14 protein-coding genes and 1 pseudogene are annotated in these 15,348 nt (G+C 46.7%); 9 read left to right on the plus strand and 6 right to left on the minus strand.

Annotated features, from left to right (window positions below; genetic code table 11):
- Positions 1-442: 442 nt before the first annotated feature.
- The 4 genes from H8K55_RS20970 (at position 443) to H8K55_RS20985 (ending at position 3,421) form a co-directional block, all read left to right on the plus strand.
- Positions 443-1,090, plus strand: a complete 648-nt coding sequence (locus H8K55_RS20970) for a DUF6088 family protein (protein WP_230408750.1) — start codon at positions 443-445, stop codon at positions 1,088-1,090.
- A complete protein-coding gene (locus H8K55_RS20975) occupies positions 1,083-1,439 on the plus strand; it encodes a nucleotidyl transferase AbiEii/AbiGii toxin family protein (RefSeq protein ID WP_230408751.1) in 357 nt (118 codons plus the stop codon). Before H8K55_RS20970 ends, H8K55_RS20975 begins: the two co-directional genes overlap by 8 nt.
- A gap of 231 nt (positions 1,440-1,670) precedes the next feature.
- Positions 1,671-2,768, plus strand: a complete 1,098-nt coding sequence (locus H8K55_RS20980) for an AAA family ATPase (protein ID WP_186944175.1) — start codon at positions 1,671-1,673, stop codon at positions 2,766-2,768.
- On the plus strand, positions 2,765-3,421 hold the full coding sequence (locus tag H8K55_RS20985) for a DUF4276 family protein (protein ID WP_186944176.1): 657 nt from the start codon (positions 2,765-2,767) through the stop codon (positions 3,419-3,421). The genes H8K55_RS20980 and H8K55_RS20985 overlap by 4 nt, the downstream gene beginning before the upstream one ends.
- Before the next feature lie 102 nt (positions 3,422-3,523).
- Here the strand turns inward: H8K55_RS20985 and rng are convergent, their stop codons facing one another.
- From rng to H8K55_RS21015, 6 genes and pseudogenes are all read right to left on the minus strand, one after another.
- The gene (gene rng, locus H8K55_RS20990) at positions 3,524-4,999 is read right to left on the minus strand and encodes a ribonuclease G (protein WP_186944177.1); all 1,476 of its coding nucleotides are present in this window, start codon (positions 4,997-4,999) and stop codon (positions 3,524-3,526) included.
- Between the two features lie 27 nt (positions 5,000-5,026).
- Entirely contained in the window at positions 5,027-5,638 is a 612-nt protein-coding gene (locus H8K55_RS20995) for a Maf family protein (RefSeq protein ID WP_186944178.1), read from the minus strand.
- Positions 5,639-5,677: 39 nt separating this feature from the next.
- Positions 5,678-5,784: pseudogene (locus tag H8K55_RS21000) on the minus strand (23S rRNA (pseudouridine(1915)-N(3))-methyltransferase RlmH); the annotation flags it as partial.
- An 11-nt stretch (positions 5,785-5,795) separates the two neighbouring features.
- Positions 5,796-7,232 carry an alpha/beta hydrolase gene (locus tag H8K55_RS21005; protein ID WP_186944179.1) on the minus strand — a complete coding sequence of 479 codons (1,437 nt, stop codon included), beginning with the start codon at positions 7,230-7,232 and terminating at the stop codon, positions 5,796-5,798.
- 85 nt (positions 7,233-7,317) lie between these two features.
- Positions 7,318-7,788, minus strand: a complete 471-nt coding sequence (gene rlmH / locus H8K55_RS21010) for a 23S rRNA (pseudouridine(1915)-N(3))-methyltransferase RlmH (protein WP_186944180.1) — start codon at positions 7,786-7,788, stop codon at positions 7,318-7,320.
- An 80-nt stretch (positions 7,789-7,868) separates the two neighbouring features.
- On the minus strand, positions 7,869-9,488 hold the full coding sequence (locus H8K55_RS21015; RefSeq protein ID WP_186944181.1) for a helicase HerA-like C-terminal domain-containing protein: 1,620 nt from the start codon (positions 9,486-9,488) through the stop codon (positions 7,869-7,871).
- 257 nt (positions 9,489-9,745) lie between these two features.
- Between H8K55_RS21015 and H8K55_RS21020 the strand changes: the two genes are divergently transcribed.
- From H8K55_RS21020 to rsfS, 5 genes are all read left to right on the plus strand, one after another.
- Positions 9,746-10,471 carry a YebC/PmpR family DNA-binding transcriptional regulator gene (locus H8K55_RS21020; protein ID WP_186890639.1) on the plus strand — a complete coding sequence of 242 codons (726 nt, stop codon included), beginning with the start codon at positions 9,746-9,748 and terminating at the stop codon, positions 10,469-10,471.
- Positions 10,472-10,675: 204 nt separating this feature from the next.
- Complete coding sequence (gene purD, locus H8K55_RS21025; protein ID WP_186944183.1) at positions 10,676-11,950, plus strand: phosphoribosylamine--glycine ligase; 1,275 nt, start codon at positions 10,676-10,678, stop codon at positions 11,948-11,950.
- 165 nt (positions 11,951-12,115) lie between these two features.
- On the plus strand, positions 12,116-13,015 hold the full coding sequence (hemF, locus tag H8K55_RS21030) for an oxygen-dependent coproporphyrinogen oxidase (RefSeq protein WP_186944185.1): 900 nt from the start codon (positions 12,116-12,118) through the stop codon (positions 13,013-13,015).
- Positions 13,006-13,731, plus strand: a complete 726-nt coding sequence (gene nadD, locus H8K55_RS21035) for a nicotinate (nicotinamide) nucleotide adenylyltransferase (protein ID WP_186944187.1) — start codon at positions 13,006-13,008, stop codon at positions 13,729-13,731. Before hemF ends, nadD begins: the two co-directional genes overlap by 10 nt.
- Positions 13,732-13,820: 89 nt before the next feature.
- Entirely contained in the window at positions 13,821-14,492 is a 672-nt protein-coding gene (gene rsfS, locus H8K55_RS21040; RefSeq protein WP_186944188.1) for a ribosome silencing factor, read from the plus strand.
- The last annotated feature ends 856 nt before the right edge of the window (positions 14,493-15,348 follow it).

Consider the following 15,348-nt stretch of genomic DNA (forward strand, 5'->3'; position numbering starts at 1 on the left):
CATTTTTTCTGCAGTAAAATCATCCCTAAGAGTCGCAAGCATGTCGTTCTCCTTAATTTGATTGGTCGAGCTTTTATTTTAAGGTTTGCTATTTGCTTGTCGACTCTTTTTTAATCATAGGATCTATATGGTTGAGTTACCGTGTTTGACACAACTTTGCGTCCTATTTAGGTAATATTAGCCATAATTTTTTTAGCCAATAGTAAGCTTAATTTTCGATTATTCCGCTACAAACTGCTTGTACCCATTATGATTATTCTTTTGGTTGTGTTACTGGCATCTATTGTTACACTTTAATTTTGTAAGCTATCGAATTTGTTTTTTGTTTTGTCTTTGGCTGCCCATTGCGAGAGCAGAAATTCTGCTTAGAGCAAACGCTAAAGAAACTTTGCATATTCCAGTAAAATAAACTGATAACCGCTATAATTTGCATGAAACATCAATGAGATTTCATTCAGTGGAACAAGTGAATACGAATTTAGAACGCCCATTACGGTCAAAACAAGGCGCCTTGATGCAAGTGGCGAGGACTTTGCGCGCTGGTAAGGTGTATCGTCGCGAGGATTTGGCGCAAGTTTCCAATGCGGTTGATCGGCATCTGAGCGAATTGGTTGCTGATGGTGCTTTGAAGCGCTTGGCGCAAGGGCTTTACTACGTACCAAAGAAATCGGTGTTTGGTGAACTACCCCCAGACGATCATGAACTGGTCACTGCTTTTTTGCGTGACAAGGATTTTTTGGTGTTCTCCCCATCAAGTTATAACGCTTTGGGCGTGGGGACTACACAGCTGTATAACAAAACGATTGTCTATAACCATAAACGGCACGGCATGTTTTCGTTTGGGAATCGTCAGTTTGATTTTCGGGTTAAGCCAAGGTTTCCGAAAAAGCTTACTTCTGAATTTTTGTTGGTTGACGTGATTAATAATTTAGATGAATTAGCAGAGGATAAGAACCAAGTGCTTCAAATGGTTGAGCGAAAACTACCTTTATTCGATCAGGCTAAGTTGAAGCGTGCTGTTTCTACCTTCGCTTCTGTCGCTACCAAGAAACGTTTTATGGCTTGGCATTTTTCATCTGATCATGCTTGAGCTTTTGCATACTCGCAGCGATTTTAACGAGCTGCTTGCCATCGTCGCGCAGCAGCGCGGGATAGCGCCCGTACTCGTTGAAAAGGATTATTGGATCATGCATTGCCTGTGGGGTTTGCAACAGTCCCAATTCGAGTTTGAGTTGAAAGGCGGCACGTCACTGTCGAAAGGCTTCGGTATTATCCATCGCTTTTCGGAAGATATTGATATTCGCATAGAACCGCCAAGTGAGTTGCAAGTTAAGGTGGGGCGACATCATGACAAACCTGCACATGTTGAATCTCGACGTGCTTATTATGATTGGCTCTCACAACATATTCGTATTTCTGGAATCGAGGCCGTTCAGTGAGATACTGATTGAGTTCGCTTTTTATGGACACAAGTATTGATAAAAGTGAGATTATTCCATACAGTTGAATTAGACGTTAATTGTTTGGTTACTTGATTAGTAAAATCCAGAATGACTGAATGGTTTACACTGGTTGATAAAATAACTCTATAAATGGCATCGACCTGTTATTTTCAATAAAGCAGATTAATGTGATGAGCCTATGAACGCTAAATATGAAGTTTGAACAAAATGAAACAAGTGAATGACTCTGATCAGATATCCCGGCTTGTCCTATGCGGATATAAGTCCATTGCCGCATGCAATTTGGAGTTGGGGAGATTAAATGTTCTGATAGGTGCTAACGGCGCTGGTAAGTCGAATTTCATCGGTTTTTTTCGCCTAATTAGTCGGATACTAGATCAACAGTTACAAACAACTGTAGGGCAAGCTGGTGGACCTGATGCAATGCTGCATTATGGGAGAAAAAAAACCGAAGAACTGAGGGCAGAACTGTATTTCGGAAATAATGGCTATCGTTTTAGCTTACGGCCAACCCTTGATAATCGAATGGTTTTCCATAGAGAGGCACTTTGGTGGAATGAACATGGAGACTGGCGACCAGCCTCAGGCCATTTCGAGTCGTATGCTGAGAGTCAAAAAGGGAGAACTGCAATTTATGCTTATGTCATACCAGCTATGCGGAGCTGGCGCCTCTACCACTTCCATGATACAAGCCACAGTGCTTTAGTTAAACAGATTCATAATGTGAACGATAATGAATATTTAAGGGAGGATGCCCGCAACTTAGCTGCGTTTTTGTTGCGATTGAAAAATCATCATACAGAGCATTATCAACGTATTGTGAAAGCAATACGCTTGGCTGCTCCGTTCTTTGGTGATTTTTACTTACGTGCTACCGTTGATAATAAAGATAAGATCCAACTTGAATGGACAGAACAGGGACAAGATGAGCCGTTTAGTGCAAGTGCGTTATCTGACGGTACTTTGCGTTTTATTTGTTTGGTTTCGGTGTTGCTGCAACCCGAAGAGTTTATGCCAAAAACCGTGTTGATCGATGAACCTGAACTTGGCTTGCATCCTTTTGCAATTAAAGTGCTTGGTGGGCTAATGAAGTCTGCTTCTCAGGAGCACCAGTTGATCGTTTCGACGCAATCGGTAGAGCTAGTGAATGAATTCGAACCACAAGATCTAATTGTTGTAGATAAGCGTGGCGGTGAGTCAATTTTTAGCCGCCCCGACGTTGTGAAATTGGCTGAATGGCTATCGGAATACAACCTTGGAGACCTTTGGAAGAAAAATCTGCTAGGTGGGAGGCCGGGGCGATGAGCCGTGTTTATCTATTAGTGGAAGGGCAGACGGAGGAGGCATTTGTTAATGAACTGATGGTACCGTTTTATGCCAGAATAGGGCTCTATCTAACCCCAATTATTGTCAGTACAAGCGCTGGACATAAAGGAGGAATGATTAGCTTTGCAAAAACGAGACCTCAAATTGAGAAATTGTGTAAGCAAGATGAGGCTTCTTATGTAACAACGCTTTTTGATCTTTACGCACTTCCAGAGGATTTCCCTGGAAAAAGAAGTCCGGTTTATCCAATGAGTGGAAATGGGCGGCAAAAGGCAAAATTTCTGGAAGAAGAGTTGGCTTTGGTAGTTAATTTACCCAACTTTATTCCTAACTTACTTGTACATGAATTTGAGGCTTTGTTGTTTTCTAAGTTGGAAGTTTTTGAGCAGTGGACTGATGACGATAGGGTATTGGAACCCTTGATTTTAGCTCGAAAAAAGAATGCGCCGGAGGATATTAACGATGGTCCGCATACAGCTCCATCGAAACGAATTCTATCTGCCATGTCTGGGTATCAAAAGACATTTCATGGCCCTTTAATTGCATGTGACATTGGTTTGGATGCTATACGAGCCGAGTGTCCACATTTTGATGCGTGGTTACACAATCTTGAAGGTTTAGTCTCAACATGAGAACTATTGGTGAAGTGTACGATTGAATTGAAGGGGGGGCACTGAAAGTATCAGCCACCAAGAGTGACTGATACTGCATTGCTATAGAAATTTATCGAAACATTACATCAAAATAATATCGTACTGCTCCTGATGAAACACATTCTCCACCTGCAGTGAAATCGGCTTACCAATGAAATCCCCCAGCATCGCCAGATGCTGCGACTCTTCTTCCAAAAACATATCTACTACGACTTGTGATGCCATGATGCGGAATTCTCTTGGGTTGAATTGTTTGGCTTCGCGTAGGAGTTCGCGCAGGATTTCGTAGCAGATAGTGCGGGCTGTTTTGACTTGGCCTTTGCCGCTGCATGCCGGGCAGGGTTCGCATAAAACATGTGACAGTGATTCGCGCGTGCGTTTGCGGGTGACTTCGACTAAGCCTAATGCGGAGAACGTGGAGACGGAAAGTTTGGTGCGGTCGCGTGCTAGGGCTTTGTTGAGTTCGGCTAAGACAGCGTCTTTGTGTTCCTGACTTTCCATGTCGATTAAGTCTAGGATGATGATGCCGCCTAAATTGCGCAAGCGTAGTTGGCGCGCAATCGCGAGTGCCGCTTCGAGATTGGTTTTGAAAATCGTATCGTCAAAATTGCGTCCGGCGACAAAGCTGCCAGTGTTGACGTCAATGGTAGTCATGGCCTCGGTTTGATCGATGATCAGGTAACCGCCAGATTTGAGATTGACGCGTCGCCCTAATGCGCGTTCGATTTCTTCTTCTACGCTGTATAGATCAAATAGTGGACGTTCACCTGTGTAGTGCTGGAGCTTTGGTAGTACTGATGGTGTGTAAGTGCGACCGAATTCTTGTAGCATCAAAAAATTCTCACGTGAGTCAATTTGTATGCTGCTAGTTTCTTCGTTGACGAAGTCGCGTAAGACGCGTTGCGCTAAATTTAAGTCTTGATGCAAAAGGCTGCATGGCGGCTGGGTCTTGGCGAGTTTGGTAATCGTCGACCAGGTGCGGCGCAGGTATTCAATATCGGCACGCAGGTCCTCTTCTGATGCGTCTTCGGCCATAGTGCGCACGATGAAACCGCCTTTTTCACCTTCTAACATCAAGCCTTGTACTTTGGTGCGCAGGGCTTCGCGTTCTTCTTCGTTTTCTATGCGTTGTGAAATACCGATGTGTGAGTCTTGCGGTAAGTAGACTAACATCCGTCCCGCAATCGAGATCTGCGTGGAGAGGCGTGCGCCTTTGGTGCCGATTGGATCTTTGACGACTTGTACCGTGATTGCTTGACCATCGTATAAGAGTTTTTCTATCGGTGTCAGTGGCACATTATTCGGATTACCTTCGTGTCCTTGTGGGCGTGCATCCCAGATATCCGCTACGTGCAAAAACGCAGCACGTTCGAGGCCGATGTCGATAAATGCCGATTGCATACCGGGCAAAACACGTACGACTTTGCCCAAATAAATATTGCCGACCAGGCCGCGCGATAAGGTGCGTTCTATGTGTAACTCTTGTACTGCTCCCTGAAAAATCAGGGCCACGCGGGTTTCTTGCGGCGTGACGTTAATTAAAAGATTTTCGCTCATGGCTAGGTTTCTATCGTATTTTAAAATTCAAATGGGTTTAAAGCGGTCGAGCAAGGCTGTGGTCTCGTGCAAAGGAAGACCCATGATGCCGGAGTAGCTACCGCTGATGTGTGTGATAAAACGCGCCGCCATGCCTTGTATGCCGTAGCCGCCTGCTTTGTCATACGGCTCGGCACTGTCGCAATAGGCTGCGATTTGTGCGTCGTTTAATGCCGCAAAAGTGACTTCTGATTGTTGCGTGCATTGCAAAAGCTGATTTTGATATTTGATGGCGATGCTAGTCAGTACCTGATGCGTGTTGCCAGCCAGTTTTCTGAGCATGGCAATTGCTTCGTCGCGATTGGCGGGTTTGCCAAGGATCTCTTGTTGGATGACGACTGTGGTGTCTGCGGCCAAGACTGGGCGAATGGGAAGCCTGCGTGCCAGCATGGCGTTCCATGCTGCCAGGGCTTTTTCTTGAGTGACACGGGCGACATAGACGTCGGGCAATTCACCGGGTAGCACGACTTCGGTGACATCTGGTCCACGAGGTCGGGCATCGCGCAACAAGATGACTTCAAAGTCGATGCCAACCTGACGCAGTAATTCACGCCGGCGTGGGCTCTTGGAAGCGAGATAAATTTTTTGTTGGTACGACATGGCCAAAATCCTGATGCTTGGCCTGATCACAATCTTAATTTATACCCAATGATACGGGTGGTTTTGTGTAATCGACCAGGCGCGGTAGAGTTGTTCTGCTGTTGTTCTGCCAATAATACACGCACCATGCCATGTGGCAAAGGAAAACGATGGATAGTCATTTCCACTTGAGTTGTTCAACAAAGTTTGCCAGTTCCATTGAGATACGCTGGCGATCTGCAGGGTCCTTAAAAACAAAGAAATGCCCGCCTTGTTCGAAACTGACGAGTCGATTCGGAATTTCTAGCGCTGTCAATTTGCGGGACAGGTCTTGCGCATCTTGATAGACACACATTACATCGTCTTTTGCATGAAACAGAATTTGTGGCGGGCTATTGCGATCAACCATAAGAAGGGGAGATAGTGGTTTGGTATCGCGCAATGGACCTACTACGCTGTTATACCAGGTATCTTTCGAGGGATCGAAACCGCCAGAGATATAAGCTGCCGCGCGAACCTTGGTATTGTTTAACACTGCCATTTGCGATGCTAAAGCCGCTCCACTGGAAAAACCACCAACCATGAGTTTGCTGGGATCGATGTGTAACTCATTACTATGCGCAATGATCCAATCAATAGCGCGCCCGGCGTCAGCTAAGGCATTCAGTGGAGTGCCATCAAAACGTTGTGAGGTGCGGTACTCGACTTGTACCACGATAAATCCGCTATTTTGTAAGGCGCGACACAGCACCGGGCAGTAACTCCAGTGGCCTGTGCTCCATGATCCGCCATGAAACCACAAAAACACTGGGGCGCTCTTGGCTTCGGTTTTTGTAGGGAAAACATGCAGTTGCAGATCAACATCATCGACGCTTTGATATGTATAGGCGACATGATCTGTTGGCGCTTGTGTCGTTTGTTCATACGCAGCACGGAATTTGCCGATTTGTGTAGCGTCAACACCGTTGTTTTCTGCGCTAACAATTTGTGGCAAAACATTCTTGGCACCATTTTCATCAATGTGCTCCGCCAGCAGTTTGCTCATGAAATGCGCTTTGACTTTGCGGTTTGTGATCGTCGTTTCGAGGGCGGCGAAGTTGGCGCGTAACCAGCGGTTGTCACCGCGCATGAGCATAGGGTCTTGTTTTAAGAGTTGACCCGCGGTGTCATGCAGCCAAGCTTGAATCAAAAGTTGGAAATTGCTGTGCTCTAGGTTCGCTTCTTCGTTAAATTGAATAGACTTGATCGCCTCTTGCTTTGCTTGCCAATTGGCAGCGACGACTCCGCCCGTTTCGCGCTGATGAAAGTAGGGATAATTGATCAAACCTGCAGCCCATTCCCACTGGATATTTTGTAATGCGGCGGCACGTTCGCTGGCGCTGAATTGGGAAGAAATGGCGCGTTCTTTGTTGCGACGTCGTTCGGCCCAAAGAGCTTCGAACTGTGCGGGTTTTTCATGAATTAAACGTATCATGCCACGCATGCTCAGATCATATTGCTCACTGCTTGCGACGTTCTCCGCACGAAGCTGTGAAGTCGCAAGGAAAAACGTCGGAAGGAAAAACAATGCAAGCCCGAGACCAGCAGCTACCCAGATAGGACGAAACAGATGCATAGCGATACCTCACAATCGAGAACTCACAATCGAGCACTCACAAACGAGAACTTAGAAAAGAGATCGTGCGTGGTATGGGCTTTTACTAGACCCTGTGATACGGATGATTTTGGGTAATCGACCAAGCGCGATATAGTTGTTCTGCTAATAATACACGCACCATACCATGTGGCAAAGTCAAACTTGAGATACGGATCAATCCATCGGCTTTTGCTTTGAATTCGGCGTCTAATCCGTCTGCTCCACCAATCACAAACACTACATCACGACCTTCTTGCTGCCATTCGGTAAGTTGTTTGGCAAGACCGACTGAGGTCAAATCCTTGCCTCGTTCATCGAGCGCGATGACGCGTGCATTCTTTGGAATTACCGCTTCGATTTTGTCTTTTTCAAGCGCCATGACTGTTTCCGCAGTTTTGCTACCTGAGCGCTCTATTGGTTTGATTTCTTTGAGATGGATTCGCGCTTCGGGAGGCATACGTTTGGCGTATTCCTGAAAACCAGTTTCTATCCAGGATGGCATTTTGTGACCGACAGCGGCGATGATGAGTTGCATGATCTTGGTGTATTTGCTTTGAGGGGGGCGATTATACTTGGGACGGTAGGTTTTCGAGCCTACCGTCATCCTGATGACTACTATCGCTTCTTCATGATTGAACCCAGTACGCCGCGAATAATTTCGCGCCCGACTTGTGAACCTATGGTGCGTACTGCTGATTTCACCATGGTTTCGGCGACATTATCTTTGCGTCGTATGCCTGAGCCGCCGAACAGATTGCCGAACATGCCTCCCAGAGCGCCTGCGATGCCGCCACCTTCGGATTCTGCTTGTGCTGGTGCTGATTGTTGCGAACGAGGCTGAGTTGGCTGAGCTGGTGGCACTGATGGAGAACCTGTAGAGCGCCCCCAAGCAGCATTGTCATCAGCGACTGGTGGTGTTGACGAATTCGCTGGCGCATTGTCCTGATGCACGCGGCCTTTAATTTTTTCGTAGGCAGATTCACGATCAATCGCTTTTTCATAGACCCCTGCGACAATAGAATTTGCCATGATGGTTTTTCTTTGCTCAGGCGTAATCGCACCTATTTGCGAGGCGGGTGGCACGATAAATCCACGTTGCACAATATTGGGTCGGCCTTTTTCATCTAAGAAAGAAATCAAAGCTTCGCCCACGCCCAATTCGCTAATCACCGCTGCGGTATCTAATTCAGGATTCGGGCGGAAAGTCTCGGCGGCGGCTTGCACCGCTTTTTGATCACGCGGCGTGTACGCACGTAAAGCATGTTGTACGCGATTGCCTAATTGTCCTAATACCGCATCAGGAATATCGAGCGGATTTTGTGTCACAAAATAAACGCCGACACCTTTGGAGCGTATCAGGCGCACTACTTGTTCAATTTTTTGCAATAAAACTTTAGGCGCTTCGTCAAATAGGAGATGTGCTTCGTCAAAGAAAAACACCATCTTTGGTTGTTCAACATCACCCACTTCTGGCAAGTTTTCATACAACTCGGATAGCATCCATAGCAAAAACGTGGAATACAGACGCGGTGATTGCAAGAGTTGATCGGCGGCCAAGATATTGATGAAACCTTTACCGTTGGTATCGGTTTGCATCATATCGTCCAGATTGAGCATAGGTTCGCCAAAAAACTCTTCGCCACCCTGTTCGCCCATCGCTAACAAAGCACGTTGGATTGCGCCTATGCTGGCTGCAGAAATATTGCCGTATTCGGTTTGAAACTCGGAGGCGTTATCGCCCAAATATTGCAGCATCGCGCGCAGATCTTTGACGTCTAATAATAGCAAGCCATTATCATCGGCAATCTTAAATGCGAGTTGCAATACACCTTCTTGCGTCTCATTCAAATTCAACATGCGACCTAGCAATAGTGGACCTAAATCTGAAATCGTGGCGCGTACTGGATGGCCTTGTTTGCCGAATACATCCCAAAACGTCACCGGGCAGGCTTGCCAATTTGGCGCTGCTACGCCCAGCATCTCTAGGCGTTGCTGCATCTTAGGGCTTAATTGACCTGCTTGTGACATGCCCGATAAATCACCTTTGACATCGGCCATGAACACCGGTACGCCAATATCGGAGAAGGATTGTGCTAACACTTGTAAAGTGACTGATTTGCCGGTGCCTGTCGCGCCGGTAATGCAACCGTGGCGATTCGCCCAGTCAGAGAGCAAATTGAGATCAAAAGATTGATTTTTCGCAAGAGATTTGGCGACTAAGAGTGGTTTTGACATGATTTGCCTGGGTTGAATATGCGTAAATAGAGATAATTATTCAGATCTGCGTCGAAAACTTCAGCAATCCTCGTCACCTGAGAAAGCCAGCGGCGGTTTTGCGCAAGTGCTCTATGTTAGAATAGCGGTCTTCATTATAAAACCAATCCTTTGCAAAGTTTCCATCGCGACATGTCCAAATTGTCAGCGAATGATGAAAATTACCTTAAATCGGTATCGATAAGTGCAAAGCATTGTCAATTTTAGAAAGAGCAATCATGGCAGGACATAGTAAATGGGCCAACATCAAGCATAAAAAAGCAGCGACCGACGCAAAGCGCGGCAAGATCTGGACACGCTTGATTAAAGAAATCACAGTGGCGGCGCGCATGGGTGGCGAAGATGTCGCATCGAATCCGCGTTTGCGTCTGGCAGTGGATAAAGCAGCAGATGCAAATATGCCGAAAGAAAACGTTACACGCGCGATTCAACGCGGTGCGGGTACTTTGGAAGGTGCCAATTATGAAGAAATTCGTTACGAAGGTTATGGCATAGGCGGTGCAGCGATTATCGTTGATTGCATGACCGATAATCGTGTTCGTACGGTTGCTGAAGTCCGCCATGCTTTTAGTAAATTTGGCGGCAATATGGGAACCGAAGGCTCAGTGGCTTTCTTGTTCACGCACTGCGGTCAAATGTTTTTCGCACCGGGCACGAATGAAGATGCCCTGATGGAAGCTGCTTTGGAAGCGGGTGCTGACGATGTAGTCACCGATGACGAAGGCGGTATCGAAGTCACTTGTCCACCGCATGATTTATCGGCGATTAAGGATGCACTGGAAAAAGCTGGCTTTAAACCAGAAGTCGCAGAAGTTGTGATGAAGCCGCAAACTGAAACGGTGTTCACTGGTGATGATGCAATCAAGATGCAGAAGATTATTGATGCCTTAGAAAACCTGGATGACGTGCAAGAAGTGTTTACGAATGCCATCATCGAAGAATAAGATGAGTATAAATCCAACGAATTTATGCATAGGGGCGCAGCACTTCGTTACCAATGCTCGCAATACCGACGTATTGCTGTGCTTGGCGCCTTGCGCTGCATCCCTATAATTGAATTTCTATCTCATCTTATGGTTATCGTTTTCTAAAAGCCTTATCGCAATTCGTAGCAAACATCAATTCAACTCAACTATTCAGAGTAAAAAATGAAAATTCTCGTGGTCGGCTCCGGTGGTCGTGAACATGCACTGGCATGGAAATTAGCGCAATCAGAACGTGCGCAAACGATTTTTGTTGCGCCTGGTAATGGCGGCACAGAATTAAATAAGAACTTAAAGAACATCAACATCACTGATCCGCATGCCTTAGCGGAATTTGCGATACAAGAGCATATCGGTTTGACCGTAGTTGGCCCTGAAGTGCCCCTTGCTGCAGGTATCGTGAATATCTTCCGTGAAAAAGGTTTAAAGATTTTTGGACCAACGAAAGAGGCGGCGCAGTTAGAAAGCTCCAAAGATTTCGCCAAAGCTTTCATGCATAGGCACCATATTCCGACTGCGGAATACCAAACTTTTTCCGACCTGCAAGCAGCGCATGATTATTTGAATCAAAAAGGCGCACCTATCGTCATCAAGGCCGATGGCTTGGCGGCTGGTAAAGGTGTCGTCGTTGCGATGACAGTCGAAGAAGCCCACGCGGCAGTCGATATGATGTTGTCGGACAATAAGTTGGGCGATGCTGGCGCCCGCGTTGTGATCGAAGAATTTTTGGCAGGCGAAGAAGCGAGTTTCATCGTCATGGTTGACGGTAAAAATATTCTGGCACTGGCAACTAGCCAAGATCACAAGCGCTTGCTCGATCAAGATCAAGGACCAAATACAGGCGGCATGGGCGCCTATTCCCCAGCACCTATCGTCACTCCACAGTTACATGCACGCGTGATGCGCGAAATTATTCAGCCTACCGTACAAGGCATGGCCAAAGACGGCATCGTGTTTACCGGTTTCTTGTATGCTGGTTTGATGATAGACGAGCAGGGTAATCCTAAGACTTTGGAATTTAATTGCCGCATGGGCGATCCAGAAACGCAACCGATTATGTCGCGTCTCAAAACTGATTTGATCAGTGTGATGGAGCATGCAGTCAATGGCACGCTCGATACCGTCGAACTCGAATGGGATAGACGCACAGCGATGGGTGTGGTGATGGCAGCCGCTGGTTATCCGGATGCACCTGAAAAAGGTGCAGACATTACAGGCATCCCAGCAGAGACTACAGATTGCATTACCTTCCATGCGGGCACAGCCTTAGCTGGCGGCAAACTCAGCGTCACGGGGGGGCGCGTGTTGTGCGTGGTTGGTCTCGGTGACTCGGTGAAGACCGCACAAAAACATGCTTATGATGTGGTTGAAAAAATTCAATTTAAAGGTGCGCAGTATCGTAAAGATATTGGATGGCGTGCGCTTAATCGTAAGCACTGAGTGTAAACAACAATAATAGCAAGCGTCGATTGTCAAACCCCTCAACGCCGAGGCGCAGAGACGCTGAGAAAGGCGAGAAGAGGGGAATCATGATCTCTCATTGTTTTTCCTCTGCGCCTCGGCGCCTCGGCGTTGAGAGGTTTAAATGTTTAATAATCTAATTTTATGACCGACGCGAATTCCGTTAAAGAATATTTACTAGGCCTGCAAGTATCCATCGTTGCAGCTATGGAAGAAGTTGATGGCTGCCGTTTTATTACCGATAGCTGGGAACGCCCAGAAGGCGGTGGCGGGATTTCGCGGGTGATTGAAGAAGGCCATGTGTTTGAACGCGGCGGTGTGAATTTTTCGCATGTAATGGGCAATAACTTGCCACCATCTGCGGCGGCGAGTCGTCCTGAATTAGCGGGGCGCAAGTGGGAAGCGATGGGCGTGTCTTTGGTGCTGCATCCGCGCAATCCGTTTGCACCGACGGTCCACATGAACGTGCGTTTTTTCACTACGTATGCCGAAGGTAAAGATCCAGTGTGGTGGTTCGGCGGCGGCATGGATCTCACGCCGTATTATGGCTTTGAAGAAGATGCTAAGCATTTTCATCAAACTTGCAAAGATGCCTTAACGCCATTTGGTGCCGACCTTCATCCACGATTTAAGAAATGGTGTGACGAGTATTTCTATCTCAAACATCGTAAAGAAGCACGTGGCGTAGGCGGCATTTTCTTTGATGATTTTAACGAGCAGCCATTTGCACAAAGTTTTGCGATGATGAAGAGCGTTGGCGATGGATTTTTGAAGGCTTATCGCCCTATCCTCGAACGCCGTAAGGATCTCGCCTACGGCGAAACTGAACGTGATTTCCAAGCTTATCGTCGTGGTCGTTATGTGGAATTTAATTTGGTATTTGATCGAGGCACGCTATTTGGTTTGCAATCGGGTGGTCGTACCGAATCGATCTTGATGTCGATGCCACCGATAGTGAAATGGCGTTACGATTGGAAGCCCGAAGCAGGTAGTGCAGAAGCCAAATTGGCGACTGATTTTTTGGTGCATAAGGAATGGGTGTAAAATCCGCTCCTGCAAATCCTGCTGCAATAAACATCCAGCGCTCAGTGTTGGTATTTGGCGGTAGTTTTGATCCAGTACATCAAGGGCATGTCGCGTTGGTGCAGCATTTTGCCAAGCTGCTTAAGGTCGATGAAGTGCGTTTAATACCTGCCGGCCAACCTTGGCAAAAAGGCGGTTTAAAAGCGACGGCAGAACAAAGAATAAAGATGTTGGAATTAGCATTTGATGAGCAATTATCAGTGCCTTACAGCATCGACCAACAAGAGATAGAACGTGCAGCTGCGCAGATTCCCAGCTACACGGTCGATACTTTAACTAATATGCGATCTCAATGGGGTAATGCTCAGTCAAATGAGGAGATCGCGCTTATTTTGCTAATTGGTGCTGACCAATTTCACAATTTCGCAACGTGGAAAAACTGGCAACAAATTTTTAAATTGGCACATATCGTCGTTGCCGCAAGACCCGGCTATAGCTTGCAACTCGACACATTACCCAGCGAATTTGCCGCGCTCTGGCAGCAAGCAAATGGCGCAATTGAAGATCTTAAGCAATGCTCTTTTGGCAAAACCTGGCTGGAAACTGATCTGGCCTGGGATATTTCTGCAACACGAATTCGCGACGAATTGCAGCAACAAGGGCAAACCAGGGAAACCACCTCGCTAATTCCGCGCAAGGTGTTAGACTACCTTCAAAGCCAAGGGATTTACAATTAGCGCAAAACCATTAACCTTCGCATTAGCTGCTTCAAACTCACGACGAAGCTGCGATCAGGATTACAAGAAATTAGGATAGATTGGACATTATGGATATCAAAAAATTGCAAACATTGGTCTTCGACGCATTAGAAGACGTTAAAGGTCAAGACATACAAATCTTCGACACCACCGAAATCACCAGCCTGTTCGATCGCGTTTGCGTGGTATCTGGTACTTCCAACCGTCAAACTAAAGCGCTCGCTGCTGCGGTGCGCGACAAAGTCAAAGAAAACGGCGGCAACATCGTTGGCATGGAAGGTGAAGGTACGGGTGAATGGGTACTGGTCGATTTGGGCGATATGGTCGTTCACATCATGCAACCAGCAATCCGCGCGTACTACCGTTTAGAAGAGTTGTGGGGCGGTAAAGAAGTCAAAATGGGTGCTGCAAAACGTACCTCTAAAATGACCGCTGGCCCTATGGATGAAGAAAAACCAAAACGCTCACGTTCCAAAGCCGCACCAGTCGAAGTGACGCCAGATATGATGGCAATTCAAACGACAGTGGAAGATGAGAAACCAAAGCGCAAACCACGCGTGAGCAAAGTGGCGGCTGAGTTGGCTGGTGAAAAGCCGGCTCGTAAGCCTCGTGCGACATCGGCGACTCCAAAGATTCCTTCTGGTGGTCGTGTGAAGGTCGCATCTACTAAAACAGCTGCTGCGTCTTCTAAAGAGGCTGCAGCTAAGAAAGCTACTACGCGTCGTAAGACTGCTGAGTAATATTTTTGTTTGATAGGAATGAATGTTTGATTGAGAGGAGAAAGTCTTTTTGGACTTTCTCCTTTTTTATTATTTGAATGAACTTCTAGATTGTTGAATGGTCTGTAGGTCGGGTGTGGCCCGACAGCCAAGCACCTTTTTTGCTTCGCCAAAAAAGGTGCTCCAAAAAAGGCGACCGTAGACTCGCCCTTCGGGTGCTTACGCTACGCTTCAGCATAATTTGTGCATCACAAAAAATGGGAAAGTGTTGAAACTCGCTTCCCTTGCAGGGCGCATCTTCGCTTGCAAGCGAAGACCGTAACGCAGGCGATGTGCATGCACATCGAAACCCCTGCTAAACCTCAGACAACAACACTTTCTTATCCATTTTCTGTGACGCACAAATTACATCGTCTCAAACGGGGTAGGTCAAAAGCAAATTCAAAAACAACGACCTACGGCGGCTAATAGAAGAATGATTGGTCGTCGTTATTGATTGTTTTGATGTTGCTTTTGATCTTGATTTTGTTGTTGACTTTGTGCCGTTCCACTTCTGACACTGCCAATTGTGCAAGACAGAAAATGGATAAAGAAAGTGTTGCTGTTTGAGCCGAAGGCGAGTTTCAACACTTTCCCATTTTTTGTCTTGCACAATTGGGAAGCCGAAGGCCAGTGGCAGCGTGGTCGCCTTCTTTTGCTTACTTTTCTTGGCGAAGCAAGAAAAGTGAGTGGCTGTCGGGCCACACCCGACCTTGTATTATGAATGAAGAGTCGGTATTTTCACGGACTCGATGTTTTAACAGTTTTTGATAGGCATATCAGAAACGAGCAACTGGATGCCGTGCGCACCCTTTGGTTAAAAATCAGTGACGTAGAT

The organism is Affinundibacterium flavidum (assembly GCF_014284175.1).
GTDB classification, from domain to species: domain Bacteria; phylum Pseudomonadota; class Gammaproteobacteria; order Burkholderiales; family Burkholderiaceae_D; genus Undibacterium; species Undibacterium flavidum.

What these genes read in the sequence shown, in the direction of transcription:
- nadD (WP_186944187.1), top strand. Translation starts at nt 13,006, where the DNA reads ATGGGTGTAAAATCCGCTCCTGCAAATCCTGCTGCAATAAACATCCAG.
- rsfS (WP_186944188.1), top strand. Translation starts at nt 13,821, where the DNA reads ATGGATATCAAAAAATTGCAAACATTGGTCTTCGACGCATTAGAAGAC.
- H8K55_RS21015 (WP_186944181.1), bottom strand. Translation starts at nt 9,488, where the DNA reads ATGTCAAAACCACTCTTAGTCGCCAAATCTCTTGCGAAAAATCAATCT.
- H8K55_RS20995 (WP_186944178.1), bottom strand. Translation starts at nt 5,638, where the DNA reads ATGTCGTACCAACAAAAAATTTATCTCGCTTCCAAGAGCCCACGCCGG.
- H8K55_RS21005 (WP_186944179.1), bottom strand. Translation starts at nt 7,232, where the DNA reads ATGCATCTGTTTCGTCCTATCTGGGTAGCTGCTGGTCTCGGGCTTGCA.
- H8K55_RS21020 (WP_186890639.1), top strand. Translation starts at nt 9,746, where the DNA reads ATGGCAGGACATAGTAAATGGGCCAACATCAAGCATAAAAAAGCAGCG.
- H8K55_RS20975 (WP_230408751.1), top strand. Translation starts at nt 1,083, where the DNA reads ATGCTTGAGCTTTTGCATACTCGCAGCGATTTTAACGAGCTGCTTGCC.
- H8K55_RS20970 (WP_230408750.1), top strand. Translation starts at nt 443, where the DNA reads ATGAGATTTCATTCAGTGGAACAAGTGAATACGAATTTAGAACGCCCA.
- H8K55_RS20985 (WP_186944176.1), top strand. Translation starts at nt 2,765, where the DNA reads ATGAGCCGTGTTTATCTATTAGTGGAAGGGCAGACGGAGGAGGCATTT.
- purD (WP_186944183.1), top strand. Translation starts at nt 10,676, where the DNA reads ATGAAAATTCTCGTGGTCGGCTCCGGTGGTCGTGAACATGCACTGGCA.
- rng (WP_186944177.1), bottom strand. Translation starts at nt 4,999, where the DNA reads ATGAGCGAAAATCTTTTAATTAACGTCACGCCGCAAGAAACCCGCGTG.
- hemF (WP_186944185.1), top strand. Translation starts at nt 12,116, where the DNA reads ATGACCGACGCGAATTCCGTTAAAGAATATTTACTAGGCCTGCAAGTA.
- rlmH (WP_186944180.1), bottom strand. Translation starts at nt 7,788, where the DNA reads ATGCAACTCATCATCGCCGCTGTCGGTCACAAAATGCCATCCTGGATA.
- H8K55_RS20980 (WP_186944175.1), top strand. Translation starts at nt 1,671, where the DNA reads ATGAAACAAGTGAATGACTCTGATCAGATATCCCGGCTTGTCCTATGC.